This is a genomic window from Bacillus sp. OxB-1 (assembly GCF_000829195.1).
In the GTDB taxonomy this organism is placed as follows: Bacteria; Bacillota; Bacilli; order Bacillales_A; family Planococcaceae; genus Sporosarcina.
This window is the reverse complement of sequence record NZ_AP013294.1, coordinates 954,394-980,000: the sequence shown is the minus strand read 5'-3', so window position 1 is coordinate 980,000 and position 25,607 is coordinate 954,394. Positions and strand designations below refer to the sequence as shown.

General features: G+C 46.7%; 24 protein-coding genes. 15 read left to right on the top strand and 9 right to left on the bottom strand.

Annotated features, from left to right (window positions below):
• Nucleotides 1-334 precede the first annotated feature (334 nt).
• The 7 genes from OXB_RS05060 to dnaA all read right to left on the bottom strand — a co-directional run bounded on the left by OXB_RS05060 (nt 335) and on the right by dnaA (nt 10,301).
• Complete coding sequence (locus OXB_RS05060; protein ID WP_041072406.1) at nt 335-1,438, bottom strand: HD-GYP domain-containing protein; 1,104 nt, start codon at nt 1,436-1,438, stop codon at nt 335-337.
• Between the two features lie 131 nt (nt 1,439-1,569).
• The gene (gyrA, locus tag OXB_RS05055; RefSeq protein WP_041072404.1) at nt 1,570-4,059 is read right to left on the bottom strand and encodes a DNA gyrase subunit A; all 2,490 of its coding nucleotides are present in this window, start codon (nt 4,057-4,059) and stop codon (nt 1,570-1,572) included.
• Nucleotides 4,060-4,143: 84 nt separating this feature from the next.
• The gene (gyrB, locus tag OXB_RS05050; RefSeq protein ID WP_442852896.1) at nt 4,144-6,051 is read right to left on the bottom strand and encodes a DNA topoisomerase (ATP-hydrolyzing) subunit B; all 1,908 of its coding nucleotides are present in this window, start codon (nt 6,049-6,051) and stop codon (nt 4,144-4,146) included.
• A gap of 99 nt (nt 6,052-6,150) precedes the next feature.
• Complete coding sequence (recF, locus tag OXB_RS05045) at nt 6,151-7,269, bottom strand: DNA replication/repair protein RecF (protein WP_041072402.1); 1,119 nt, start codon at nt 7,267-7,269, stop codon at nt 6,151-6,153.
• Entirely contained in the window at nt 7,259-7,498 is a 240-nt protein-coding gene (gene yaaA / locus OXB_RS05040; protein ID WP_041072400.1) for a S4 domain-containing protein YaaA, read from the bottom strand. The genes recF and yaaA overlap by 11 nt, the downstream gene beginning before the upstream one ends.
• A gap of 148 nt (nt 7,499-7,646) precedes the next feature.
• On the bottom strand, nt 7,647-8,783 hold the full coding sequence (gene dnaN / locus OXB_RS05035; protein ID WP_041072398.1) for a DNA polymerase III subunit beta: 1,137 nt from the start codon (nt 8,781-8,783) through the stop codon (nt 7,647-7,649).
• 165 nt (nt 8,784-8,948) lie between these two features.
• Entirely contained in the window at nt 8,949-10,301 is a 1,353-nt protein-coding gene (gene dnaA, locus OXB_RS05030) for a chromosomal replication initiator protein DnaA (protein WP_041072396.1), read from the bottom strand.
• Between the two features lie 815 nt (nt 10,302-11,116).
• On the opposite strand from dnaA, the gene rpmH reads away from it, so the two are divergent.
• The 11 genes from rpmH (at nt 11,117) to OXB_RS04980 (ending at nt 21,332) form a co-directional block, all read left to right on the top strand.
• Nucleotides 11,117-11,251 (top strand): 50S ribosomal protein L34, encoded by a 135-nt coding sequence (gene rpmH / locus OXB_RS18360; protein WP_084212392.1) that lies wholly within the window; start codon nt 11,117-11,119, stop codon nt 11,249-11,251.
• 127 nt (nt 11,252-11,378) lie between these two features.
• The gene (rnpA, locus tag OXB_RS05025) at nt 11,379-11,726 is read left to right on the top strand and encodes a ribonuclease P protein component (RefSeq protein ID WP_041076318.1); all 348 of its coding nucleotides are present in this window, start codon (nt 11,379-11,381) and stop codon (nt 11,724-11,726) included.
• A 124-nt stretch (nt 11,727-11,850) separates the two neighbouring features.
• Entirely contained in the window at nt 11,851-12,657 is an 807-nt protein-coding gene (gene yidC / locus OXB_RS05020) for a membrane protein insertase YidC (RefSeq protein ID WP_041072395.1), read from the top strand.
• Nucleotides 12,654-13,415, top strand: coding sequence for an RNA-binding cell elongation regulator Jag/EloR (gene jag / locus OXB_RS05015; protein WP_041072392.1), 762 nt, complete (start codon nt 12,654-12,656; stop codon nt 13,413-13,415). Before yidC ends, jag begins: the two co-directional genes overlap by 4 nt.
• Before the next feature lie 278 nt (nt 13,416-13,693).
• Nucleotides 13,694-15,079, top strand: a complete 1,386-nt coding sequence (gene mnmE / locus OXB_RS05010; RefSeq protein ID WP_041072390.1) for a tRNA uridine-5-carboxymethylaminomethyl(34) synthesis GTPase MnmE — start codon at nt 13,694-13,696, stop codon at nt 15,077-15,079.
• 49 nt (nt 15,080-15,128) lie between these two features.
• Nucleotides 15,129-17,018 (top strand): tRNA uridine-5-carboxymethylaminomethyl(34) synthesis enzyme MnmG, encoded by a 1,890-nt coding sequence (gene mnmG, locus OXB_RS05005; RefSeq protein ID WP_041072389.1) that lies wholly within the window; start codon nt 15,129-15,131, stop codon nt 17,016-17,018.
• A 77-nt stretch (nt 17,019-17,095) separates the two neighbouring features.
• Nucleotides 17,096-17,812, top strand: coding sequence for a 16S rRNA (guanine(527)-N(7))-methyltransferase RsmG (gene rsmG, locus OXB_RS05000; protein WP_041072388.1), 717 nt, complete (start codon nt 17,096-17,098; stop codon nt 17,810-17,812).
• Between the two features lie 89 nt (nt 17,813-17,901).
• Complete coding sequence (gene noc / locus OXB_RS04995) at nt 17,902-18,765, top strand: nucleoid occlusion protein (protein WP_041072387.1); 864 nt, start codon at nt 17,902-17,904, stop codon at nt 18,763-18,765.
• A gap of 155 nt (nt 18,766-18,920) precedes the next feature.
• On the top strand, nt 18,921-19,682 hold the full coding sequence (locus OXB_RS04990; RefSeq protein WP_041072386.1) for a ParA family protein: 762 nt from the start codon (nt 18,921-18,923) through the stop codon (nt 19,680-19,682).
• On the top strand, nt 19,675-20,514 hold the full coding sequence (locus OXB_RS04985; RefSeq protein WP_041072385.1) for a ParB/RepB/Spo0J family partition protein: 840 nt from the start codon (nt 19,675-19,677) through the stop codon (nt 20,512-20,514). The genes OXB_RS04990 and OXB_RS04985 overlap by 8 nt, the downstream gene beginning before the upstream one ends.
• Nucleotides 20,515-20,624: 110 nt before the next feature.
• On the top strand, nt 20,625-21,332 hold the full coding sequence (locus OXB_RS04980) for a DUF554 domain-containing protein (protein ID WP_041076316.1): 708 nt from the start codon (nt 20,625-20,627) through the stop codon (nt 21,330-21,332).
• A gap of 1 nt (nt 21,333) precedes the next feature.
• Here the strand turns inward: OXB_RS04980 and yyaC are convergent, their stop codons facing one another.
• Nucleotides 21,334-21,888 carry a spore protease YyaC gene (yyaC, locus tag OXB_RS04975; protein WP_231860365.1) on the bottom strand — a complete coding sequence of 185 codons (555 nt, stop codon included), beginning with the start codon at nt 21,886-21,888 and terminating at the stop codon, nt 21,334-21,336.
• Between the two features lie 98 nt (nt 21,889-21,986).
• On the opposite strand from yyaC, the gene OXB_RS04970 reads away from it, so the two are divergent.
• From OXB_RS04970 to ychF, 3 genes are all read left to right on the top strand, one after another.
• Nucleotides 21,987-22,859, top strand: coding sequence for a mechanosensitive ion channel family protein (locus OXB_RS04970; protein ID WP_231860364.1), 873 nt, complete (start codon nt 21,987-21,989; stop codon nt 22,857-22,859).
• Between the two features lie 18 nt (nt 22,860-22,877).
• Nucleotides 22,878-23,075 (top strand): DUF951 domain-containing protein, encoded by a 198-nt coding sequence (locus OXB_RS04965; RefSeq protein WP_041072384.1) that lies wholly within the window; start codon nt 22,878-22,880, stop codon nt 23,073-23,075.
• A 91-nt stretch (nt 23,076-23,166) separates the two neighbouring features.
• Complete coding sequence (gene ychF, locus OXB_RS04960) at nt 23,167-24,267, top strand: redox-regulated ATPase YchF (protein WP_041072383.1); 1,101 nt, start codon at nt 23,167-23,169, stop codon at nt 24,265-24,267.
• Nucleotides 24,268-24,498: 231 nt separating this feature from the next.
• Here ychF and OXB_RS04955 read toward each other — a convergent pair whose 3' ends face one another.
• Entirely contained in the window at nt 24,499-25,074 is a 576-nt protein-coding gene (locus OXB_RS04955; protein WP_041072382.1) for a DUF3267 domain-containing protein, read from the bottom strand.
• 220 nt (nt 25,075-25,294) lie between these two features.
• Between OXB_RS04955 and rpsF the strand changes: the two genes are divergently transcribed.
• Nucleotides 25,295-25,582 (top strand): 30S ribosomal protein S6, encoded by a 288-nt coding sequence (gene rpsF / locus OXB_RS04950; protein WP_041072381.1) that lies wholly within the window; start codon nt 25,295-25,297, stop codon nt 25,580-25,582.
• Nucleotides 25,583-25,607 lie beyond the last annotated feature (25 nt).

Sequence of the window (25,607 nt, the reverse complement as noted above, 5' to 3'; positions counted from 1 at the left end):
TCATTTAAGATGTCAATTTTGAATCCGAAGATTCGTTTTGTCCGTTTCACCGACGGGGTCGGCTTCCGGACTTTATTTGTTGACGTTTTGCTGTTCAGTTTTCAAGGTTCATTTCGTTGCCGTTGTGTTTCGCAGCAACTCTTATATCATATCAAGCTGCGTTCATAATGTCAACAACTTTTTTCAACTTCTTTTTTCGTCGTTGGCGTTTATGTGAAGCGCAACGTTTTCTACTATACTCCGATGTCTTCTACTTTGCAACCCCTAAATTGAAAAAAGTTGTTTCTTTGATAAAACAGCTACCGAGCTTGATATGCCCGTAGCTGTTTCCTCTTCACTCCAACACCCTTTCGATAGCTAAGTGCCGATTGGTTGTGAGATCGATAATCGATTCATCATCGTTTTTCTTCACCATTGGCCGTAGCCGGGCATCGCGGTGGACGAAAATGACTTCTCCGACATCGCCATTCGTCAATTTGACTTTCGTGCCGATCGTGATATTGGCGACGAGGTCATGCAATGCTTGGACGACTTTGATATCAAATTTACCGAACTCCTCTTCTTTGATCATTTCAATTACTTTGAAGGGCGATTCCTGTTTGCGATAGACACGTTCCGATGTCATCGCATGAAAGACATCTGCCACGGCAAGTATTTGCGAGAAGATGGAGATTTCGTTCATTTTAATCCCTTTTGGATAGCCGCTTCCGTCCAGTCGTTCATGATGTTGAAAAATCGCCATTTTCATTTCCGGACGTAGAAAAGGAGTCTCTTGTACCATTTGATAACTGTAGACGGTATGTTTCTTTACCTCGTTGAACTCCTCTTTTGTCAAAAAGGAAGCCTTTTCCGTTATCGACCGATTGATTTTGGCCATGCCACAATCCGCCAGAACTCCGGCAAGTCCCAATTGCAAAACTTGTCCTTTCGGAAACTCCAATTGCTTTCCGATCATGGCTGCCAAGATACCGACTGCAATGGAATGATGATAGAGATAATCCTTTGAATTGGAAAACTCGTTCAGGACAGTTAACATTTTTTTCTGTTCAATGAACGTTTCCACCAGTGGAAGAGCAAGTGTACGGACTTTTGCAATATCCGGCTTCATTCCCGCACGCCACCCTTGAAACTCTTTTCGGAAACTTTGAACGACTGATTCATAGCGGTCCTGCAAGTTCAACTTTTCCATCGGAATAATCGCCAACACGTCATCCGGGCTCAAGGAATTGGTTTCAGCCGGCACGTTCTCCTCCTTAATGATCTGCACTCGTTCTTCCACTTTGACTTTCCGTATACCGAACGCTCGGAGGATATCAAAATGTTCCAATACAAGCATCGTCCCTTTTCGGACGATGGGCTCCTTCGTATTGACAAATACATCCTCACTTAAAATAAAACCCGGACGCAGGTCACTAACATCTGTATAAGTTTCCACCATCGCGTTCCCCCGCTTTCAATCCTTCCTTAATCATACTCCAAATTTTGGACATTGACGATAGGGAATGATCTATCGCCCTAAATAAAAAAAGTTATTGAAACGCCCACTCAGGACGTTTCAATAACTTTAGTTCATTCATTGTCATTCATTCCATCTTCAGGCATGAGGTCTTCTTCATGCTCTTCTTCCAACACTTCTTTTTCAACCTTTGCTACAGTGGCTACCAGTTCATCTTCCCCCAACCGAATCAGCCGTACACCTTGCGTACTACGGCCGATGATCGAGATGTCATGGATGTCCATCCGAATCAAAATCCCATGGATCGTGATCAGCATCAAGTCTTCCGTACCGTCAACCGTCTTCATCGCCACGAGCAGGCCATTCCGATCGGTGACATGCAATGTTTTCAGTCCATATCCGCCACGGGTCTGAATCCGGTATTCATCTTCCGGTGTCCGTTTACCGAATCCTTTTTCCGTGACGACCAGAATTTCATCGCCTTCATGGACTGTATCCATGCCGACTGCATAATCCCCTTCACGCAGACGGATTCCGATGACCCCTCCTGCAAGACGGCCCATGGAGCGGACATCCTCTTCATTGAACTTGATGAGCATGCCTTCTCTCGTTCCAATGACGATATTATCCTTGCTATTGGTCATTTTCACGCCGATCAGTTCATCCTCGCCGCGCAATGTAAGAGCAATGAGTCCGTTGGAGCGGATATTGGCGAAGTCGGCTACCGGTGTTCTCTTTACGATTCCATTACGAGTTGCAAAGAACAGATATTTATCAGCATCGAATTCTGGCACCGCAATCATCGCTGTCACTTTCTCATCCTTGTCCACGCCTAACAGGTTAATAATCGGCAAACCTTTCGCAGTCCGGCTGAACTCGGGTACTTGGTAGCCTTTCGTCTTGAAGACGCGTCCCCGGCTTGTAAAGAACAGAATCGTATCATGCGTCGACGTATTCAGGAGATGCTCCACAAAGTCATCGTCGTTCGTGCCCATTCCTTGAATACCGCGTCCGCCCCGGCGTTGACTTCGATATGTGCTGGCCGGCAACCGTTTAATATACCCGTTATGCGTAAGCGTCAAAACAGAGTTCTCGACAGGAATCAGATCTTCATCTTCGAGCATTTCGGCACCGCCGGAAGTGATTTCCGTCCGACGTTTGTCTGAAAAACGTTCCTTCACTTCCAATAATTCTTCCCGGATGATCTGGACCAGTTTCTCTTCATCCGCCAAAATGGCGCGAAGCTCAGCAATCAACAACTGAAGTTCCTGATATTCGTCCTCAATCTTATCCCGTTCCAAGCCTGTCAACCGTTGCAGTCGCATGTCCAAGATGGCTTGCGCCTGGCGCTCGCTCAAGTGGAAACGTTCCATCAAACCGCTTCTCGCTTCATCCGTCGTTTTAGATCCCCGGATCAGCGCAATGATCTCATCGATATGATCAAGCGCAATTCGCAGACCTTCCAAAATATGCGCCCGGTCTTCCGCCTTGTTCAAGTCGTATTGCGTCCGTCTCCGGATGACGACTTTTTGATGCTCCAAATAATGATGGAGGATCTCTTTCAATGCAAGCACTTTCGGAACGCCGTCCACGAGTGCCAGCATATTGATCCCGAAGCTCGACTGGAGGGCTGTCTGTTTATATAAATTGTTCAATAGTACATTGGCGTTTGCATCCCGTCGGACCTCGATAACAATCCGCATGCCTGTCCGGTCGGATTCATCCGCCAAGTGTGTGATGCCGTCGATTTTCTTCTCGCGGACCAGCTCCGCAATCTTCTCGACCAAACGGGCCTTGTTCACCTGATAAGGGAGTTCGGTGACGATAATCGTCTCCTTGCCATTCGCATGTTGCTCAATCTCTACTTTCCCGCGGATCACTAAGGAACCTCTGCCTGTTTCATAGGCTCTGCGGATCCCGCTTCGTCCCATGATGATTCCGCCTGTCGGGAAGTCAGGTCCGGGTACGATTTCCATCAGCTCTTCCGTCGTAATGGCAGAGTTGTCGGCCAATGCCAAAACCGCGTCAATCGTTTCCCCTAAATGGTGTGGAGGGATATTGGTCGCCATTCCGACTGCAATCCCGGAAGTCCCGTTGACGAGCAAGTTCGGAAATCGGCTTGGCAGGACAATCGGTTCTCTTTCCTGTCCATCATAGTTATCTTGGTAATCGATCGTGTCTTTATTGATATCACGCAATAATTCCATTGCAATGCGGGACATACGGGACTCCGTGTACCGCATCGCCGCTGCCGAGTCCCCATCTACGGATCCAAAGTTCCCGTGGCCGTCGACAAGCATATAGCGATAGTTGAAATCCTGCGCCATCCGGACCATCGTATCGTACACAGCGCTGTCGCCATGCGGATGATATTTCCCGATGACGTCGCCGACAATACGCGCTGACTTTTTATGTGGTTTGTCCGCCGTGTTCCCCAGATCCTGCATCGCATAGAGAATACGGCGATGTACCGGCTTCAACCCATCCCTGACATCGGGGAGCGCCCGGGAAACGATGACGCTCATTGCGTAATCGAGGAATGAGGTTCTCATTTCGGAACTGATATTGATGCCTTGGACACCACGTTTCGGCATATCTGCCATATTGTTAAGCTCCTTTCAGAAGTCGTCTAAACGGAAAAAGCAGGCCGTACTGTATTACGGCCTTACCTTCTCATCTACCATGTATTACGTATCTAAATTTTTCACATACAGTGCATTATCTTCGATGAATCTGCGTCGGGGTTCGACTTCATCACCCATCAGTTGCTCAAATGTGGCATCTGCATCCAACGCATCCTCCAGCTGGACTTGGAGCAATGTACGTTGCTCCGGATCCATCGTCGTATCCCAAAGTTGCTCTGCGTCCATTTCCCCGAGCCCCTTGTAGCGGGTAATGACGGGTTTCGGAGACGCCGGCAAGCGGTTGATGATTTCTTGCAGTTCCTCTTCATTATAGCAATATTCTTCGTTTTTTCCTGATTTCACGCGGTACAGAGGAGGTTGTGCGATATAGACGTACCCCGCCTCGATGAGCGGCCGCATGAATCGGAAGAAGAACGTCAGCAGCAAGGTACGGATATGCGCTCCGTCCACATCGGCATCCGTCATGATGATGATTTTGTGATAACGGGCCTTCTCCAGTGCGAACTCTTCTCCGATCCCCGTGCCAAGTGCAGTGATCATCATGCGAATTTCGGCATTGCCTAAAATCCGGTCCAAACGGGCCTTCTCGACGTTCAATATTTTACCGCGAAGGGGGAGGATGGCTTGGAAATGGCGGTCCCGTCCGCTTTTTGCGGAGCCTCCCGCCGAATCTCCTTCAACGATATACAACTCACTGATAGACGGGTCCCGTGAGGAGCAATCCGCCAGCTTCCCAGGCAGGCTGGACACTTCAAGTGCGGATTTCCTTCTTGTGAGCTCCCGTGCATTCTTCGCCGCCAGCCGTGCACGTGCCGCCATCAAGCTTTTATCGACGATTTTACGCGAGACATTCGGGTTCTCCAGCAAGAAACGTTGGAATCCTTCTGAGAACAGGGAGTTGGTAATCGTGCTCACTTCAGAGTTCCCTAGTTTCGTCTTTGTCTGTCCCTCGAATTGCGGATTCGGATGCTTGATGGAAATAATGGCGGTCAATCCTTCCCGCACATCATCCCCCGACAAATTGGGATCTGCTTCTTTCAGCATGCCACTTTTACGTGCAAAATCATTAATGACACGGGTCAATGCCGTTTTGAATCCGGATTCATGCGTCCCGCCTTCATACGTGTTGATATTATTGGCGAATGAAAACAGATTTTCCGCATATCCTGCGTTATACTGCATGGCGATTTCGACTGAAATCCCATCCTTTTCGCCCTCGATGAAAATCGGTTCCTCGTGAATCGGTTCTTTATTTTTATTCAAATGCTCGACATATGATTTAATGCCGCCTTCGTAGTGGAAAACATCCGAGCGGATTTCCACGCCGCGCTCATCGGTGATCGTAATGCGAAGACCGCGGTTCAAATAGGCAAGCTCACGAAGACGATTCGCTAAAATGTCATATTCATAGACAGTCGTTTCTGTGAAAATTTCCGGATCGGCTTTGAAGCGAATCCGCGTCCCGGTTTCATCCGTTTCACCGATTACAGTCAGTTCCTTTGTCAAATTTCCACGTTCAAATTCAATAGCATGAACTTTTCCATCTAGTCTCACATAGACTTCCGTCTTCTCGGAAAGCGCGTTGACGACAGATGCCCCGACGCCGTGGAGCCCGCCAGAGACCTTATAACCGCCTCCGCCGAATTTCCCTCCGGCGTGCAGGACCGTCATGATGACTTCAACTGCAGGCCGACCCGTCGATTCTTGGATACCAACCGGGATTCCGCGCCCATTATCATCGATCCGGATCCAATCATCCTTCTCGATGGTCACTTCAATATGGTCACAGTAGCCGGCAAGTGCTTCGTCAATACTATTGTCCACAATTTCCCACACGAGATGATGAAGACCTTTGGAACTTGTTGTTCCGATGTACATGCCCGGTCGCTTGCGGACAGCCTCCAGCCCCTCCAGGACTTGGATTTGATTCGCATCATAGGCCACCTGCATGTCTTTTTCTTCCATTGCCAAACTGTTCACCTTTCCTTCCCCGAACATTGATCAAAATCATTTCCGGACAAAAAACTATATATATCAATAAATCGATCATTATGTGATCTTTGTTGCTTTGCCTGCCGACACTTCAAAAATTTCGGCTTGCCGGATAGTATCATGGTCAATTCCGGCAATATTCGTCGTAGTGACAAAGGTTTGCACTTGCCCTTGGATCGTGTTCAATAGATGGGATTGCCGATAATCATCCAATTCGGATAATACATCATCGAGCAGGAGAACCGGCGCTTCGCCGATCTCCTGTTTTACCAGCTCGATTTCCGCGAGTTTAAGGGACAGTGCAGTCGTCCGCTGCTGCCCCTGCGAGCCATACGTCTGGATGTCGTAGCCGTTGACAAAGAAATGGAGATCGTCCCGATGCGGACCGACAAGCGTCATGCCGCGTTCCAATTCCCGCCTCCTCACTTCACGCAAACGCTTCGCGAGTATATCTTCCATTTGCTCCACAGTCTGCCCGGATTCAAGCTCTTTTAAAGTCCCATATGAAACTTCAAGCGTCTCCATTCCCCGGGAAATTCCCCGGTGGATGGGTTCCGCCCATTTCTGCAAGAGATCCATGAAGTAGAACCGTTTGCGAATAATTTGTACAGCTACTTGAATATACTGCTCTGTATAAATATCAAACATGACATCGGAGAAGTCCAGCCTTCCTCGATTGTCTTTCAGAATCGCATTCCGTTGCTTCAAGACTTTTTGAAATGTCAGAAGGTCATGTAAGTAAACCGGAGAAATCTGGCCGATTTCCATGTCCAAAAATCTCCTTCGCACTTGCGGACTGCCTTTTACAAGATTCAAGTCTTCCGGCGCGAACATGACAACGTTCAGTTGACCGATATAAAGGCTGAGGCGATTTTGTTCCAAATGGTTCACACGCGCCTTTTTCCCTTTTTTCGAAATGGTCAACTCCAACGGCACCTTACCGTATTTCCGTTGGATGTCCCCTTTTATTTTACCATGTTCTTGGTCCCAGCGTATCAATTCACGATCATTTGAAGTTCGATGGGATTTTGCCATCGACAAAACATAGACCGCCTCCATGATATTTGTCTTGCCTTGCGCGTTTTCGCCGATCAGCACATTAATTTGAGGAGAAAAAGATAAATCGAGAGAAGCGTAGTTCCGGTAGTCGGTCAGTTCCAGTCGTTCAATGTACATCCGTTTGTCCAGCGGGCAATCCATCTATTTTAAATTTACCGATGCCTGGTACATTGACGATATCGCCATGCCGGAGTTTTTTGCCGCGACGGCGTTCTTCCTCGCCATTCACATAGACAATGTTCTCTTCCAGGAACCATTTGGCCATGCCGCCTGAACTGATTGCATTGGTCATTTTCAGCAATTGGCCAAGCGTTACAAATTCAGCATCGATTTTCAATAATTCCATCGACTCTCAACCCTTCACAATTAATGTTTATCCTTATTTTACAGGAGTTTTCGCGGTAAGTAAAAAGGATAGCCATTTTGAATGACTATCCTAAAACAATGATGCAATGTCTCTATGTTTATTCAACGAGCATCTGAATGCCCAAGCTTTAGTAGGTTCTGACAGGCAGGATCAGTTGAAGGATCGAATCGTCATCAACCGACTTCAAAATGAACGGGCGCATCGCTCCCGTGAAATGGAGGACGACATCTTGCCCGTCGATCGCCTTCAGCGCATCCATCATGTATTTGGCGCTGAATGAAATTTTCAGGTCTTCCCCCGAAACGTCAAGCGCTTCGATCAGTTCCTCTACTTTACCTACTTCAGGGGAATTGGAAGAGACTTCAATTGCTTTTCCTTCGTCAGCTACGAAACGGACGATATTATTCCGTTCTTCACGTGCAAGCAAAGAAGCCCGATCGATCGCCTGCAATAGCAGTTTCCCGTTCACTTTCACAGAAGTCTGGTATTCCGACGGGATCAGCCGGGATGTATCCGGGTAATTCCCCTCCAAAAGCCGGGAATAAAACAACACATTACGCGTTTTGAACAATACTTGGTGATCCGCAATGACGATATCCACAAGTTCCGCATTATCAGGCAAAATCTTGCTCAGCTCCTGAAGGCTTTTCCCTGGAATGACGACACTGAACGGCACGTCGGACAAACCTTCTGGAGAGGTGATCCGCCGGGCCAATCGGTGACTGTCCGTCGCTACACATTCCAGATTCCCATCCTTCGATAACCAATGGACCCCTGTCAAAATAGGTCTCGTCTCATGCTGGGATACAGCAAATACTGTTTCCCGAATAATGGACTTCATCAAATCAGCCGGAAATGCAAAGCGATATTCATCCCGCATTTCAGGAAGGATCGGGTAATCCTCCGCATCGGAACCGATCAGATGGAACTCCGATTTGCCGGAACGAATATGTACCTGAAGTCCATTGACAACTTCAATCGTCACATCATTGGTCGGCAATTTCCGTACAATTTCGCTGAACATCTTCGCTTGCATGACAATCGAACCTTTTTCAATGACCCGTATGATCTGCTCCCCATCTTCCTCGGCAGGAATAAACGTGCAAATCGTTATATCCGAATCACTTCCGGTCATCGTAATGCCATTTTCCGTCACTTCGATTTTTATTCCCGTCAAAATCGGAGTGGCTACTTTTTGGCTGATCGCTTTCATTACATCCCCAATTCCATCGAGCAGTCGATTACGCATGATTTCAAATTTCATGTTCTACCTCGCTTATATATTTATTAATTAAATAAAGTAATAGTAATAGTAGTAGGGCGTGTGGATATGTGGATATGTGCATTTAACATAGAAATTCAAAGGTTTTCCACATGTGCATAACCTGTTTACGAAGCGGTATCCGTTATCCCAAGTTATTCACAGCCCTCAGCCACGGCCGAGCGCGTTTTTGATTTCTTGTAGATCTTGCTGCAGCGCTTCATCGTCCTTCAACATTTTTGAAATTTTTTCATGGGCATGAATTACGGTGGAATGGTCGCGGCCCCCGAATTCAGAGCCGATTTTAGGCAATGAGGCGTCCGTTAGTTCGCGCGATAAAAACATCGCAATCTGTCGGGGGAAAGCGATGGAACGGGTTCTCTTCTTGGCAGTGAAATCTTCCAGGCGGACATTGAAATGTTCCCCGACGGATTTTTGGATATCCAAGATTGTCACAGCGCGCGGTCTAGTATTCGGGATGATGTCTTTCAAAGCTTCAGCTGCCAGATCGATATTAATATCCGTATTTACGAGCGAAGAATACGCCACGACACGGATAAGGGCGCCTTCCAGCTCCCGTATATTCGAATCGATCTGGTTGGCGATGTATAACATCACTTCATTCGGGATATCAATAAGCCCATCCGCTTTCGCTTTTTTCCGCAGGATGGCAATCCGTGTTTCCAGATCAGGCGGGGCGATGTCCGTGATCAATCCCCATTCGAAACGCGATCGAAGTCGGTCTTCCAGCGTCGGAATCTCTTTGGGCGGACGGTCGCTGGAGATGACAATTTGCTTAGATTCCTCGTGAAGTGTATTGAATGTATGGAAAAATTCCTCTTGCGTTTGTTCTTTTCCGGCAAGGAATTGAATATCGTCTATCAAAAGGACATCCACATTCCGATATTGATTGCGGAATTCGACAGCTTTGTTATCCCGTATGGAGTTGATGAATTCATTCGTAAACTTCTCGGATGATAGATAGACAACCTTGGCTGAAGGATTCTGCTCCAGGACGTAGTGGCCGATTGCATGCATCAAATGGGTCTTGCCGAGCCCGACTCCTCCATAGATGAAGAGCGGGTTGTAGGCCTTGGCAGGCGCCTCGGCGACAGCGAGCGACGCAGCATGGGCGAATCGGTTTCCTGATCCGATCACGAAAGTGTCAAAGGTATATTTCATATTCAACATGGCAGGGGATGACATCGACGGCCCTTTTTCCACCGGCGGTTTCACGGATGGTTTGGGCATCGCAAATTCATTCGATTCCATATCTTCCGGTACATAAAATTGAATGATCCGGTCTTCACCGGTCAATTCGGAAAGAATGCCCGTGATCAGGTGCACGTAGTTATTTTCTAACCAATCCTGAGCAAAGGCATTGGGGGCTGCTATTGTGACAATCTCATCACCGTAGGACATCAATTTTGTCGATTTCAACCATGTTTCAAAGCTGGGTCTTGAAATTTTCTTCTCGACTTTCGCCAAAACCTCATTCCATAGTTCCTCAAAATGTTCCAAGCCTGCGCCTCCTTTGCAAATAATAAAAAAGCCGAAGATATGTATTATACACAATTTCCAGGCTTGTGGATAACAATCATCAAAATATGTTGAAAAAATTATCCACAACCTATCAACAATTGTGGATAACTGAAAATGTATCAAAATGTGTTAACAACAAAATCCATTACATTGTAACAGGAAACGACAAGCAATACAAGGAGTTAAACGACTTATCCACACGATCCTTTCATGTGGATGAAACCTTTATCCACAGGGCTTGGTATGTGAAAAACCTGTAGATAAACGATGTGAATAAAAAAATAGGACAAGAAAACAATTCACAGATCCATCCTCCGAAAAACTCTCGGGGCTGTTGATAACATTTCGCAGAGGGAAAAGAAAAAAGAATGGACGCGGAATTTGGAGAAATGGATAAAGATTTCGAGGACCGGTGAAAATTACGTGGTAGTTCATTGCAGAATATGAATGGGGGCAGTGTGATGTAGTGGGCTGGTATTTCGAAGGTGGATCGACAACTCCCGGGGACTGCTGATATTTTGTGTTAGGTGCTGATATATCTCGGGAACCGCCGATAACTTACTTCAAACGCTGATACTTCTCGGGAACCGCCGATACTTTACGCCAAGCGACGATAATTCCATGGAACCGCTGATAACTCGTTCCCAAGCGTCCAGAAAAACAATCATAACTCTTCCGCCAACCAGGATCCGTCCGTGAATTAGCAAAAAAAAAGTTGACTATCGTCGGGATGACGGATATACTATTCAAGACTGTCACACAGGAACAGGCAATTATCCAGGAGGTGTCTATAGATGAAACGTACATTTCAACCAAATAAACGTAAACGTAGTAAAGTTCACGGCTTCCGTGCGAGAATGAGCACGAAAAGCGGACGTAGAGTAATCGCAGCACGTCGCCGCAAAGGAAGAAAAGTGCTTTCAGCATAAGGCCACTGACATCAGTGGTCTTTTTTCTTGTCCAAGATAGATGAAAAGGTAGTTTCTTGAGTGGAATCCATCAAGGGAACTGCCCGTTCGAAAAGTAACCTATGAGGAAGCAAGGCAGGTGCAAAGGTTGAATAAACGCCAGCGGATCAAAAAAAATGAAGAATTCCAGCAAGTGTTTAAAAAGGGCAAGTCATTCGCCAATCGGCAATTTGTCGTCTATTCCTATAGGAAGGAAGCGCAAAATGAGTTCCGGATCGGCCTGTCCGTCGGAAAAAAAATCGGGAATGCCGTAACGCGGAATCGCGTCAAACGTTATATTCGGCAAACGTTCCTGGAATTGCGCGATGAAGTGCGTAATGACATGGATTATATCATCATCGCCAGACATCAGGCGGCCAGTCTTGATTTTCATGAGACGAAAAAAAGTTTGCAACATGTTTTGCGAATCGCACGGGTCTTAAGGAATAATAAGTAGAATGACACATATGAAAATGTTAGACTGGGGATAAGATCTTTCTGTCCGGTCAGGTGGACAAGTCAGTCTTCCGGGCGGCTTCAGGAAGTGAATCGCTAGAGCAGAATGATTTGGGGGAAATAATTTGAAAAAGAAACTGACATTGCTCCTCTTACTGACCGCCGTGTCGGTGTTCCTTGCGGGCTGTTCGGAATTCAATCAGCCGATTTATGCAGAGAGCGAAGGGTTTTGGAACCGTTTTATCGTCTGGCCTCTCGTCTCTCTCATTGTCACATTCAAAGACCTGCTTGGGACATACGGTCTGGGAATCATTGCAGTGACGATCGTCATCCGGCTCATCCTGTTGCCTTTGATGATCAAACAGACGCAAAGCTCCAAAAGGATGCAGGAAATCCAGCCGGAATTGAAGGCATTGAAAGAGAAGTATGCGTCAAAAGACGCGGTCACTCAACAGAAATACCGTGAAGAAATGCAAAAGGTCATGACAGAGCGGAAGATCAATCCGGCTGCGGGTTGCTTGCCGATTCTCATTCAAATGCCGATTTTGATCGGATTCTACCATGCAATCAGCCGGATGAACGCTACTCCGGAAATCAATCTCGGCAACTTTTTCTGGTTCGAGTTGGCTGCACCGAGCATTACGTTAGCCATCCTCGCGGGACTCATGCAGTTTCTCGTTCTACGAACCGGGCCGGCAATTGATAATCCGCAGATGAAAACGATGATGTACATCATGCCGTTCATGATCATGGTCTTCGGTACGTTCTTGCCAGCAGCTTTGGCATTATACTGGGTAATCGGGAACATCATCTCCATTATCCAAAATTTCTTCATTTATAAACCATTCAAGAAAAAAGAAGTGGAACCTGTAAATGTACCTGTGAAAAAGCAAGGTAAAAAACCTGTTAAAGCGGGAGGGAAGCGGAAATGACAAGTCTGACGCGAAGGGGAGCCACTGTGGAATTGGCGATCTCGGCAGCATTACAAGCACTTAACGTATCACGTGATGAAGTGGAAATCGAAGTCATCGAGGAAGGGAAAAAAGGATTTCTCGGTTTCGGTGCCAAAGAGGCTGTAGTGACCGTTACCGTGAATGAAGTGAATGAACCTTCCGTCCCAGATCAACCAGTCATCGACGAATCACAACCGAAACAGGAAGAAGTGGAAGCAGCGGAGCCTGATTCTACGCAGATTATGGTAGAAGAGCCTTTGGAAGAGGAACCGATTGTGGACGATCAATCGGCAGTCGAAACAACCGAAGCCTATTTACGATCGGTTGCCAAAGGAATGAAAATCGACGACTTGCAGGTGAATCATGAGACCAACGGCAAATACGTCACATTCCAACTAGACAGCAAGAAGGCGGCCGTGTTGATCGGGAAACGTGGCCAAACCTTGAACGCCTTGCAGCAACTGGCCCAATTGGTCGCCAATAAAACATCCGATCAGTTCAAAGTAGTCCGCATCGACATCGGAAATTACCGGGAACGCCGGGAGCAATCTTTGCAGCAACTTGCTGAACGGATGGCTGACAAAGCTGTACGCAACGGGCGGAAAGTGCAACTCGAACCGATGCCTTCTCATGAACGTAAAGTGATCCATCATGCCCTCTCGAACCGGCTTGACATTGAGACCTATTCGGAAGGGGCAGATCCGCACCGTTATCTCATCATCGAACCGATCAAATAATATACTAACCGGGGGCTAACCAGAATCAGTGAATGCTGATTCTCTGGATAGCCCTCTTTTTATTAGGTTACAATAGGAAATCGGCCGTTTTGTCAAACTGTAAGGGTGGTAGTTCAAAATGTGGATAACATGACAGCATATTATGTTGTCACTTATCCACATTTTTTTGCGCTTGGACGCTATGAGAAATGATCGATTTGTGATACTATATTATGTTAGATAGTTGAATCTAACGATGTTATCCACATGTGAGTAACTGGCCAGGAAGGATGAAGAGCGTGCATTTTGATACAATAGCTGCCATTTCGACTCCAATGGGGGAAGGGGCAATCGCCATCGTCCGGCTAAGTGGGGACGAAGCTATCCATATTGCAAATAAAATATTCCGTTCGCCATCAGGGAAGCAACTGATGAACGAACCATCCCATACGATCCATTACGGCCACTTGGCGGAGCCGGCTACGGGGGAAATCGTGGAAGAGGTCATGATTTCATTGATGAAAGCGCCGAAGACCTTCACGAGAGAAGACGTAGTCGAGATCAATTGCCACGGAGGCCTTGTCGCGGTCAATCGTGTCTTGAAATTGGTGTTGAAGGAAGGGGCCCGACTGGCGGAACCGGGTGAATTCACGAAACGCGCCTTTTTGAATGGCCGGGTCGACCTTTCCCAAGCGGAAGCGGTCATGGACTTGATCCGTGCCAAAACAGACCGGGCCATGAATGTCGCGCTGAACCAGATGGAAGGAAAATTATCCAGACTGATCGGGGATTTGCGACAGGCGCTGCTCGAAACACTAGCCCAAGTGGAAGTCAATATCGACTACCCGGAGTACGACGATGTGGAAGAAATGACGGTCCCGCTTATGATTGAAAAAAGTACTTGGGTGCGGGACGAAATCGATAAGCTGTTGCGAACTTCCTCCCAAGGGAAAATCTTGCGGGAAGGGCTTTCCACTGTCATCATCGGAAGGCCGAACGTCGGGAAATCTTCTTTATTGAACAGCATCGTCCAGGAAAACAAAGCGATTGTCACCGACATAGCAGGGACAACCCGTGATATTATTGAGGAGTACGTCAATGTTCGCGGCGTCCCACTCCGTCTCGTCGACACGGCGGGAATCCGGGAGACAGAGGATATCGTTGAACGGATCGGGGTCGAGCGATCGAGACAAGTGTTGAAGGAAGCCGATTTGATCCTCCTCGTACTGAATAGTTCCGAGGACCTGACGGAGGAAGACGAGCGGCTTTTCGAAGCGGTGGCCGGAATGGATACGATCGTCGTCATCAATAAAACCGATCTGCCGCAAAAAATCAATATGGAACGGGTGCAGGAACTCGCCGGAACCGGAAAAATCGTTACCACTTCCCTGTTGAAGGAAGAAGGCGTCGATGAACTGGAAGAAGCGATTGCCGGTTTGTTCTTTGAAGGGACCATCGAAGCGGGAGATATGACGTATGTTTCCAATGCTCGGCATATCGCCTTGCTGCATCAGGCACGTGCCACGATACAGGATGCCCTCCATGCGGCAGAAGCAGGGGTACCGGTCGATATGATTCAAATCGACGTCACCCGGACATGGGAAATCCTCGGGGAGATAATCGGGGATACCGTTCAAGACAGTTTGATCAATCAATTGTTCTCGCAATTTTGCCTTGGAAAATAAATGGAATGTCGAAGGACATTATTCTATAAATTAGGAAGGATGAACGAACATGCCGAAATTTGAAGCGGGCACGTTCGATTGTATTGTCATCGGAGCTGGCCATGCCGGCGCAGAAGCGGCATTGTCTGCAGCAAAGATGGGTGCATCGACATTAGTGTTGACTATGAACTTAGATATGATCGCTTTCATGCCATGTAACCCGTCACTGGGCGGTCCTGCGAAGGGAATCGTCGTGCGGGAAATCGATGCACTCGGCGGTGCCATGGGGAAAGTGATTGACAAAACACATATCCAAATGAGGATGTTGAATACAGGGAAAGGCCCAGCCGTACGGGCCCTCCGTGCGCAAGCGGACAAAGTGCTGTATCAACAAGAGATGAAACGTATTATGGAATCGCAAGAGAATTTGACTTTGCGGCAAGGCGTCGTTGAAGAATTGATTGTCGAAGAGGATGAAGTGAAAGGCGTCATCACTCAAATCGGGGCAATCTACCGAGCAAAAACGGTCATTATAACAACCGGGACTTTCCTCCGTGGGGAAATTATCATCGGGGACTTGAAATATTCGAGCGGCCCGAACAACCAAATGCCTTCGATCAGCTTGGCGGACAATATCCGGGAACTTGGATTTGAAATGGTCCGGTTCAAAACCGGAACGCCGCCGCGCATCAATAGCAAAACGATTGATTACAGTAAAACGGAAATCCAACCGGGCGATGATGTACCAAGGGCTTTCAGTTATGAAACAACAGAATTCATCATGGACCAGCTCCCTTGCTGGCTGACTTACACTTCCCCGACCACCCATCAGATCATCAATGAAAACCTTCATTTATCCCCGATGTATTCGGGAATGATCAAAGGGAAAGGGCCGAGCTACTGCCCATCGATCGAAGATAAAATCGTACGCTTCGCGGATAAATCCCGCCACCAGATTTTCTTGGAGCCGGAAGGGCGGAATACGAACGAAATATATGTCCAAGGTTTATCGACCAGTTTGCCGGAGCATGTGCAGCGCAGATTGATCGAAAGTGTGCCGGGACTTGAAAAGGCGGAAATGATGCGCGCGGGATATGCCATCGAGTACGATTCAGTCGTCGCAACTCAATTATGGCCGACGTTGGAAACAAAACGGATCCGAAACCTGTACACAGCCGGTCAGATTAACGGCACGTCCGGGTATGAAGAGGCGGCAGCACAAGGACTGATGGCGGGCATAAACGCAGCTTGCCGGGTGCTTGGCAAAGAGGAGCGCGTCCTTGCACGTTCGGATGCGTATATCGGTGTCTTGATCGATGACCTCGTTACAAAAGGGACAAGCGAGCCCTATCGACTCCTAACATCCCGTGCCGAATATCGTCTTCTTCTCCGCCATGACAATGCCGACATGCGTTTGACGGAAATCGGCTATGAACTTGGATTGATCAGCGAAGAACGGCATAAGAAGTTCCTTGTGAAAAAGCAACAAATCGAAGAAGAAATCGAACGGCTTCGCAAGATTTCCATTAAACCGAACGAAGAAATCCAAGAAATCATCCGGGCGGCAGGCGGAACGGAACTTCGGGAGTCCATCAAAGCAGCAGACCTCTTGAAACGTCCAGAGATGAAATACAATGACATCATCCGCATCACTCCGTCAGAGGAACAACTCTCTGAAGAAGTGGCGGAGCAAGTGGAAATCTTCATCAAGTATGAAGGTTATATCCAAAAATCGATGCAGCAAGTCGAGAGATTGAAGAAAATGGAAAACAAGAAAATACCGGAAAATATCGACTATGATGCAATATCAGGAATTGCAAAGGAAGCCAAAGCTAATTTGAACCAAGTGCGTCCTTTATCCATTGCCCAAGCATCTCGTATATCCGGCGTCAATCCAGCTGATATTTCAATTCTACTTGTGTATATTGAACAAGGGAAAATTGCAAAAATATCAGGCTAAATTCCAAGCTGGTGCGGATTCAAACTCCGCACCTCTTTTTTTGAGGAAATCCATGTCTAGTATAGGGGGGAAGATTGGTGAACGAAGAGACATTTCTCCAAGCACTTACGGAGCAAGGGATTGAGTTGAATCCAACTCAAATTCATCAATTCAAGCGGTATTTTGAACTGCTTGTCGAGTGGAACGAAAAGATGAACTTAACGGCGATTACCGATTTGCCATCCGTGTATCTTAAACATTTTTATGATTCCATCTCCGCAGCTTTCTACGTCGATTTTACAGGGAAGAAGACGTTATGCGATGTCGGGGCTGGGGCGGGCTTTCCTAGCATCCCGCTAAAAATCTGCTTTCCCGAGTTGGAAGTGACAATTGTTGATTCATTAAACAAACGAATCGGCTTTTTAACTAACTTGGCAGAGGAATTGCAACTGCAAAATGTTCACTTTGTCCATGCCCGAGCGGAGGATTTTGGTCAAAATGCAGCATATCGGGAGCAATTTGACATGGTGACTGCGCGTGCCGTTGCACGATTATCGGTCCTTGCCGAATTATGTGTCCCTCTTGTGAAATCAGGCGGAATCTTCATTTCCATGAAAGGCGCTGCCGCAGAAGAAGAATTGGCTGATGCAAAAAAAGCGCTCTCCGTCTTGGGTGCTTCTCTCCAAGAACAGTTTCGTTTTACATTGCCTGTAGAAGAGAGCGAACGCAATATTTCCGTATTTGTCAAAGAAGGGAAAACTCCGAAGAAATACCCGCGTAAACCTGGAGTTCCTAATAAGTCCCCAATTCAATAATTTGTTTCACGTGGAACAATAAAAGGGATATACTATTCTTATGACGAACTATTGGATTAGAGAGCAGTCAAAAAAAGGTGGTGCCGGGAATGAAAAGTCCTTTTTCACGTTTTTTCGGAGGCGGAGACAAAGAATCAACTAGTTTGGTGAATGAAGAAAATAACCAAGAAAAAATTGAGCAAGTTAAAATAGATTGGATTAAACCAAATAAATATCAACCTCGGACAATCTTTTCAGAAGAGAAGATTGAGGAATTAGCAAGAACAATCCATACACACGGAGTCATCCAACCGATTGTCATTCGGAGAACCGGCGAAGAAAAATATGAAATTATCGCAGGGGAACGTCGATATCGGGCCATGAAAAAGTTGGGTTGGACAGAAGTGCCTGCAATCATCCGTGATTTGGATGATAAGGAAACCGCCTCCATCGCACTCATCGAGAACTTGCAGAGGGAAGAACTGACAGCAATCGAGGAAGCATACGCCTACGAAAAATTATTGGAACTTCATTCGCTCACACAAGAGGCATTGGCCCAGCGATTGGGAAAAGGGCAATCGACAGTTGCCAATAAATTACGATTGCTGAAGTTGCCAGAAGAAATCCAAAAAGCCATTATGGAAAAAAAAATATCCGAACGGCATGCACGTGCATTGATTCCATTAAAAGAGGTTGAGTTGCAATTACTCATCTACAAGGAAATAGTGGAACAGCAACTGAATGTCAAACAGGTGGAAGAGAGAATTCAGCAATTATTGAACCCCGAAGAAAAAGTCAAAGAAAAAAACAAAGCGCCGCGCCGCAAGTCGGTGAGTAAAGATGTCCGCATTGCAGTCAATACGATCCGGCAATCGTTGGCACTCGTAACCAAAAGTGGGATTCATGTCAAAACTGAAGAAGAAGACACGGAAGATTTTTACACCATCACAGTAAAAATACCGAAGAAAAAATAGAACGATCGACTCTTGCTGGACGAAAGCAGGAGTTTTTTTAAAGTTGCAGCAGTTAACCTTTCCCTTTCTAAGGTTTTCTCACACTTCTACAAGTATCTTTGATAAACTAAGAATATGGAAAACGAACTTTTAAACAGATAGAAAGAGGTGCAAGCGTGGGCAAAATAATAGCAATCGCCAACCAAAAAGGGGGAGTCGGAAAAACGACGACATCCGTGAATTTAAGTGCTTGCCTTGCCCATATCGGCAAAAAAGTTCTTTTAATTGATACCGATCCGCAGGGGAATGCCACTAGCGGGGTAGGCGTCAATAAAGGCGATGTGCATCACTGTATTTACGATATTTTAATTGATGACGTTGATATTAAGGAAGTAATCCATCCGACCAAAGTGGAAAATTTGGATGTCATTCCCGCTACAATTTCATTGGCAGGGGCTGAAATTGAACTGGTTTCCACGATTTCAAGGGAAGTCCGATTAAAGCATGCAATTCAGGAAGCTAAATCGATGTATGACTATATCTTGATTGATTGTCCTCCCTCCCTCGGTTTATTGACAATCAACGCTTTGACGGCTTCGGACTCCATTATCATTCCGGTCCAATGTGAATATTATGCCTTGGAAGGGCTGAGTCAACTATTAAGTACAATTCGACTCGTACAAAAGCATTTAAATGAACATCTCATGATTGAAGGCGTATTACTCACCATGTTCGATGCCAGAACGAATTTAGGGATTCAAGTCATTGAGGAAGTAAAGAAGTATTTCCAAGACAAAGTTTATCGGACAATCATTCCGAGGAATGTACGGTTAAGTGAGGCACCGAGTCATGGCGAGCCGATTATTATGTATGATGCGCGTTCACGAGGAGCAGAAGTCTATTTAGAGTTGGCAAAGGAAGTGGTACAGAATGGCTAAAGGGCTTGGAAGAGGATTAAATGCTTTATTCCCCGGCGAGTCTATGGCAAAAGGGGAAACGATTGAACAAGTTCATGTGAAAAGTATCAAAGTAAACCCGTACCAGCCTAGAAAAAAATTCGATGAAACGGCAATACAGGAATTGAGCGACTCCATTAAAGAGCACGGTATCCTTCAACCGATCATCTTGCGCAAGATGGGGACGACTTACCAAATAGTAGTCGGAGAGAGGCGTTTTCGGGCAGCTAAATTGGCCGGTCTGAAAGAAGTGCCTGCTGTCGTTCGTGAATTGACGGATACTGAAATGATGGAACTGGCAATTCTCGAGAACTTGCAGCGAGAAGACCTCACGCCGATTGAGGAAGCGGAAGCCTATCAAAATTTGATGGATAATTTGAATCTGACCCAAGAGCAACTTGCATTCAGACTTGGAAAAAGCAGACCTCATATAGCGAATCATATCCGGCTTCTATCTTTACCTGAGAAAATCAGGAATTATATTACTGACCATAAGCTCTCCATGGGGCATGGCCGGACATTATTAGGCCTCCGTCGGAAAGAACAGATACTCCCTGTTGCTGAAAGGACGATTGAAGAAGGCCTGAATGTCCGGCAACTTGAGAAACTTGTGCAACGTTTAAATGAAGATGTTCCACGTGAAACAAAGCAGGATAAAAAGAAAGATATTTTCCTAGTAGAGCAAGAAACTAATTTAAGAGAGTACTTCGGGACGAATGTTACCATTAAAAAGACGAAAAACAAAGGGAAAATTGAAATCGAATTTTTCTCCGAAGAAGACTTGGATCGGATTCTTGAATTACTCAATGATTGAGGACCGTACCTATTTTGCGATATGGGCAGAATAGGTTTTATTTTTAACTTGTCATGAATTTTAGTTACAATTGCACAGAGATGTAATTGGTTAGAAGGTGAATGGAAGTCATGGTGCTGTTTGGAACGTTAGTCAACTTCTTTTTAATTCTGGCCGGGGCATTGATCGGAAGGTTTCTACATAATATCCCCGAAAAGATGAGAGAAACGGTTATGTATGGAATTGGATTAGCTGTCGTTGCGATTGGATTACAGATGACTTTTGAAAGTACACAAATTTTAATCGTCATCATTTCCATTGTCTTAGGGGCGGTTCTGGGGGAATGGCTTGATTTGGACAAGAAAGTGAATGAACTTGGCGATTGGATTGAATCCAAAATGCCAGCATCGGATACGAAAGGGCTTGGGATTTCGCAAGGCTTTGTGACAGCCACTCTCATTTTCGTTGTAGGATCGATGGCCATTATCGGAGCAATCGATAGCGGTCTTCGCAATGATCACGATGTCCTTGTCATGAAAGGGATCATAGACGGATTCACTGCGATTATCCTCAGTTCGACTTTAGGCATCGGTGTTGCTTTTGCAGCGATACCTGTATTGGTATACCAAGGGCTCATCACATTGTTTTCAACGCAAATTGGCCGCATTGTGCCGGACGAGCTGTTGCAGTTTTTCATATCTGAGATGACAGCGACGGGGGGACTGATGATTGCAGCCATCGGATTGAACTTGCTCGGGTTGACAAAAATCCGTGTCGCCAATCTAATCCCAGGAATCTTCGTAGTCGGGATTATTGTGACGATTGTCTTTTTGTTTTGAATCAAGCATTGCGATTGTAAGCGAGTTGTAGGGCGCGTGCAATGACCCGGCTCATTTCATAGGGCAAGTGGAGGCGGGTGCTCTGCAGGACCGCATGCTCCATGAATCCGCCGATATTGACAATCCCTTTGATGGAGACATCTCCGACGGGAGGCAGCTCCTTGCCCACCGCTTTTCCGGGTTGGATGGGACCGCTATGGAAAAGCAATTGTCCGATGGAACTCCCTTTCCCAAGGCAGGCGTCGATGGCGACAATGAAGGCATCCGGATTGGCTTCCTTGCAAGCATCCAAATGCTGTTGCAAGTTAAGAGCATGCAAGGGATTTTCCAATGTCCCGACGACGGGAAAAGGGAAAAGCGGACTTTCCGAAAGATGCAAACCTGTCAATGGGCCGAGAGAATCGCCTGTCGAACGATCGGTGCCAATGCAGAAAAACACGATTTCTTTGGAGGCAAACGGGATATGCTGGAGGAATAAAGAACTTAATTTCCAGACGACTCCTGTCTCCTTATAGTGGATCCGGTAATCATGAGATGAAGCAATCATAGCATGCATAGAAAAACTCCAATCATTTGTTTTAAAAACGCATGAAGATTCCTCCATGCAGTTTACGCCAATTTTCAGATAATTATACGGAAGGGAGAGAAGAATTAGTGGCTTCACCAGCAATAGATATTCCTGAAAAGGTGGAACAAGCGAGCAAGTTCCTATTCAGTCAAGAGACTTGGGAAGAAATAGGGAAGACATCCTTAGAGATATTTATCATCGTTTTGCTTGCGGTGCTAGCCGTTAGATTGGGAAAAGCTTTTATCAACCGTATTTTTAAGCTGAAATGGAAAGGACCGCTCCGTCATTCAGAACGAAGAGAAATCACGCTTCTTCGACTGCTGGAGAATACACTTTCCTATATCATTTATTTTTCCGCCATCTTAGCGATCCTCTCTGAATTCATGGATGTCAGGGGACTGCTGGCGGGTGCTGGAGTGCTTGGGCTGGCAGTCGGTTTCGGGGCGCAGAGTTTAGTGAAAGACGTCATTACCGGCTTTTTCATCCTATTCGAGGATCAGTTTTCCGTCGGGGATTACGTGAAAATCGGATCGGCTGAAGGAACGGTTGAGGAAATCGGATTGCGCACGACGAAGGTTAAATCGCCGACGGGGGAAGTGTCCATCATTCCGAACGGCGGGATCACCCAAGTGGTCAATTACTCATTGGAAAACTCATTGGCCATCGTCGATGTACACATTCCTTTCGAGGTCGGCATCGAAAAGACGGAAAGCTTGATGGAGAGCTATTTGGCCAATTTGCCGAGTGGACATGAAGAGTTCATCAAGGCGCCCAAGCTGATTGGTGCACAGGAATTCACCGACACCGATATGACGGTCCGCATTATTGCGGAGACGCAGCCGATGAAGCATTATGATTGTGCGCGACTGATTGCAGTTGGCTTGAAGAAGTATTTGGATTTGGAAGGGATTCAAATCCCTTACCCGACAATCATTACGAAATCATTTACCAGTTCATAGGAAAGGGATGTGGGAAGGATGAAGGAATTTGGCCTGCACGATATTGTGGAAATGAAAAAGCAACATCCGTGCGGAACGAATGCTTGGAAAATCATCCGCATGGGTGCCGATATCCGCATTAAATGCGAAGGCTGCGGACATAGTGTCATGATTCCACGAAACGAGTTTTCCAAAAAGATGAAAAAAGTGCTAGTGAAAGCCGAACCAGAGGCTTGAACGGATAGACATCCCGGTTTGTTGTCCTTATAATGGAAGAGTTGACTAGGAAATCATTTGAATTGATATATATGGAAAGGTTGTGGAAACAATGGCGTTAACAGCTGGGATTGTCGGCCTGCCAAACGTGGGGAAATCGACGTTGTTCAATGCAATTACAAAGGCAGGGGCGGAAGCGGCGAACTATCCGTTCTGTACGATTGATCCGAACGTCGGCATTGTCGAGGTGCCGGACGAACGGTTGCAAAAGTTGACCGAGTTGGTCACTCCGAAAAAGACGGTACCAACCGCTTTCGAGTTCACCGATATTGCGGGGATTGTCGAAGGGGCGAGCAAAGGAGAAGGATTGGGGAATAAATTCCTTTCCCACATCCGGGAAGTGGATGCCATTTGCCAAGTCGTCCGTTGTTTCGCGGATGAAAACATTACACACGTTTCCGGGAAAGTCGATCCGATCGCCGATATCGAAATCATCAATTTGGAATTGATCTTGGCTGATATGGAGAGTGTCGACAAGCGTTTAGTCCGCGTATCGAAGATGGCCAAACAGAAAGACAAAGAGGCCATGATCGAAGAACCGGTTTTATTGAAACTGAAAGCGGCGTTCGAAGAAGAGAGACCGGCACGTTCGGTGGAATTGTCCGAGGATGAGTATAATGTCGTCAAAGGCATGCACTTGTTGACGATCAAGCCGATGCTCTACGTGGCGAATGTATCGGAAGATGAAATTGCCGATGCGGACAACAATGAATATGTCCAAGCTGTCCGGGAATTTGCGGAGAAAGACAATGCGCAAGTCATCGTAGTGTGCGCGAAAATCGAGGAAGAAATGGCGGAGCTGGAAGACGAAGAGAAAGCCATGTTCCTAGAAGAGCTCGGCATCAAGGAGTCGGGATTGGATCAATTGATCAGAGCTGCTTACCATCTTCTCGGGTTGGCCACGTATTTCACAGCGGGCGTGCAGGAAGTCCGGGCTTGGACTTTCCGAAAAGGGATGAAAGCGCCGCAATGTGCGGGCATTATCCACACCGACTTTGAGCGCGGGTTCATCCGGGCAGAAACTGTCGCCTACGACGATCTCGTAGAAGCTGGCTCCATGGCGTCCGCCAAAGAAGCCGGAAAAGTTCGCCTCGAAGGTAAAGAATACATCGTCAAAGACGGAGACGTCATGTTGTTCCGCTTTAATGTTTGATTGAATAGTAAGAAGCCCTGCCGTGGAATCTCGCGGCAGGGCTTTATTTTTAGGGGCTGGTAAATATCCGGGGTGCGCTCATAAGTCGAGGTCTCGCGCTTGTAACTCTGCGTTCCAGGCCCATAAGTCGAAGCTCTGTGCTTATAACTCCGTGCACCGTGCCCAAAGTCGTATCTCCGCGCTTATAACTCCGTGTACCGTGCTCATAAGCCATGCCCGTTGCTCATCACTTTATGTTTCATGTCCCCTTTGGATTCCACTCTCAGGTCTGAATAAATACAGCTTAGGCATTTCGGGGTCATCTTTCACAAGCCACTCATCCGGCAACTTCCGCAGTTCCCGGTACATGGCGAAGTCCCCCGCCGCCCCGCCGATCAGGAAAGCGGCCAGCCCTAACAGAAGGCCGTTGCTCATGGCGAGGCCGGCAATGGCCGGCACCACTCCCGTTGTCCAGAACGGCAGGAGCAATGCTTTTCGGATGGCCCGGTTCGTCATCAATTGGTCGGTTGTTGCATAGGCGACCCCCATCTTCCAATTGACCCCGACAACCATCCGCTTCCAGGGCACGTTGCCAAAAATGCGGAATCCGAGCAAATGGAATCCTTCATGCAATACGATCAATACTACATAACCGACGATGAATAACAGCGTATTCCAAAGCGTGATTTCGATTGAAAATCCTTTGTCGATCCATACTTTCACCGCGAATAAAAGAACTAGGGCCACTCCCGTCAGCAGCATACTGAACTTCGCCACTTTTGGCAGATCCAGTTCCACGATATGATCCGGTATGTTTTGCTCATCCATCTTCCCATCACCTGCCTCATTGTAAAGGTATCACCTTTACAAATTCCGGACAATTCGGAATCGTTTCCAAGTTGTTTAGGTGACTGTCACCATTATACAAGAAAAAAAGTTGTAAGCCTAACGGAGATGTGGTAGAATGTGTTGATGTGAGTAATAAACATTACTTACTCCTTGCCCGCTGGTCACAGCAGGGCCCAAGTCCATAAGGAGGTGACTGAAGATGAGAACGTACGAAATCATGTACATTATCCGCCCAACGGTAGAAGATGAGGCGAAAAAAGCATTGATCGACCGTTATGATGAAATCCTTACTTCGAATGGAGCGGAGATCATCGAGTCGAAAGAGTGGGGCAAGCGCCGTCTTGCATATGAAATCGACGACTTGCATGAAGGTTTCTACCAACTTGTAAAAGTGAACGCAGGAACTGAAGCAATCGATGAGTTTACACGTCTAGCGAACATCAACGAAGATATCCTTCGTCATATGGCTGTTCGCCTTGAGAAATAATTCAAATAGAGTGGCACTTACAAAA

Coding starts and splice junctions, on each gene's coding strand:
- OXB_RS04965 (WP_041072384.1), top strand. CDS start 22,878: ATGAAGGAATTTGGCCTGCACGATATTGTGGAAATGAAAAAGCAACAT.
- OXB_RS04980 (WP_041076316.1), top strand. CDS start 20,625: ATGGTGCTGTTTGGAACGTTAGTCAACTTCTTTTTAATTCTGGCCGGG.
- OXB_RS05060 (WP_041072406.1), bottom strand. CDS start 1,438: ATGGTGGAAACTTATACAGATGTTAGTGACCTGCGTCCGGGTTTTATT.
- rpmH (WP_084212392.1), top strand. CDS start 11,117: ATGAAACGTACATTTCAACCAAATAAACGTAAACGTAGTAAAGTTCAC.
- ychF (WP_041072383.1), top strand. CDS start 23,167: ATGGCGTTAACAGCTGGGATTGTCGGCCTGCCAAACGTGGGGAAATCG.
- gyrA (WP_041072404.1), bottom strand. CDS start 4,059: ATGGCAGATATGCCGAAACGTGGTGTCCAAGGCATCAATATCAGTTCC.
- rpsF (WP_041072381.1), top strand. CDS start 25,295: ATGAGAACGTACGAAATCATGTACATTATCCGCCCAACGGTAGAAGAT.
- yyaC (WP_231860365.1), bottom strand. CDS start 21,888: ATGCATGCTATGATTGCTTCATCTCATGATTACCGGATCCACTATAAG.
- dnaN (WP_041072398.1), bottom strand. CDS start 8,783: ATGAAATTTGAAATCATGCGTAATCGACTGCTCGATGGAATTGGGGAT.
- noc (WP_041072387.1), top strand. CDS start 17,902: ATGAAAAGTCCTTTTTCACGTTTTTTCGGAGGCGGAGACAAAGAATCA.
- OXB_RS04985 (WP_041072385.1), top strand. CDS start 19,675: ATGGCTAAAGGGCTTGGAAGAGGATTAAATGCTTTATTCCCCGGCGAG.
- mnmG (WP_041072389.1), top strand. CDS start 15,129: ATGCCGAAATTTGAAGCGGGCACGTTCGATTGTATTGTCATCGGAGCT.
- recF (WP_041072402.1), bottom strand. CDS start 7,269: ATGTACATTGAACGACTGGAACTGACCGACTACCGGAACTACGCTTCT.
- jag (WP_041072392.1), top strand. CDS start 12,654: ATGACAAGTCTGACGCGAAGGGGAGCCACTGTGGAATTGGCGATCTCG.
- OXB_RS04955 (WP_041072382.1), bottom strand. CDS start 25,074: ATGGATGAGCAAAACATACCGGATCATATCGTGGAACTGGATCTGCCA.
- yaaA (WP_041072400.1), bottom strand. CDS start 7,498: ATGGAATTATTGAAAATCGATGCTGAATTTGTAACGCTTGGCCAATTG.
- gyrB (WP_442852896.1), bottom strand. CDS start 6,051: ATGCAGGTGGCCTATGATGCGAATCAAATCCAAGTCCTGGAGGGGCTG.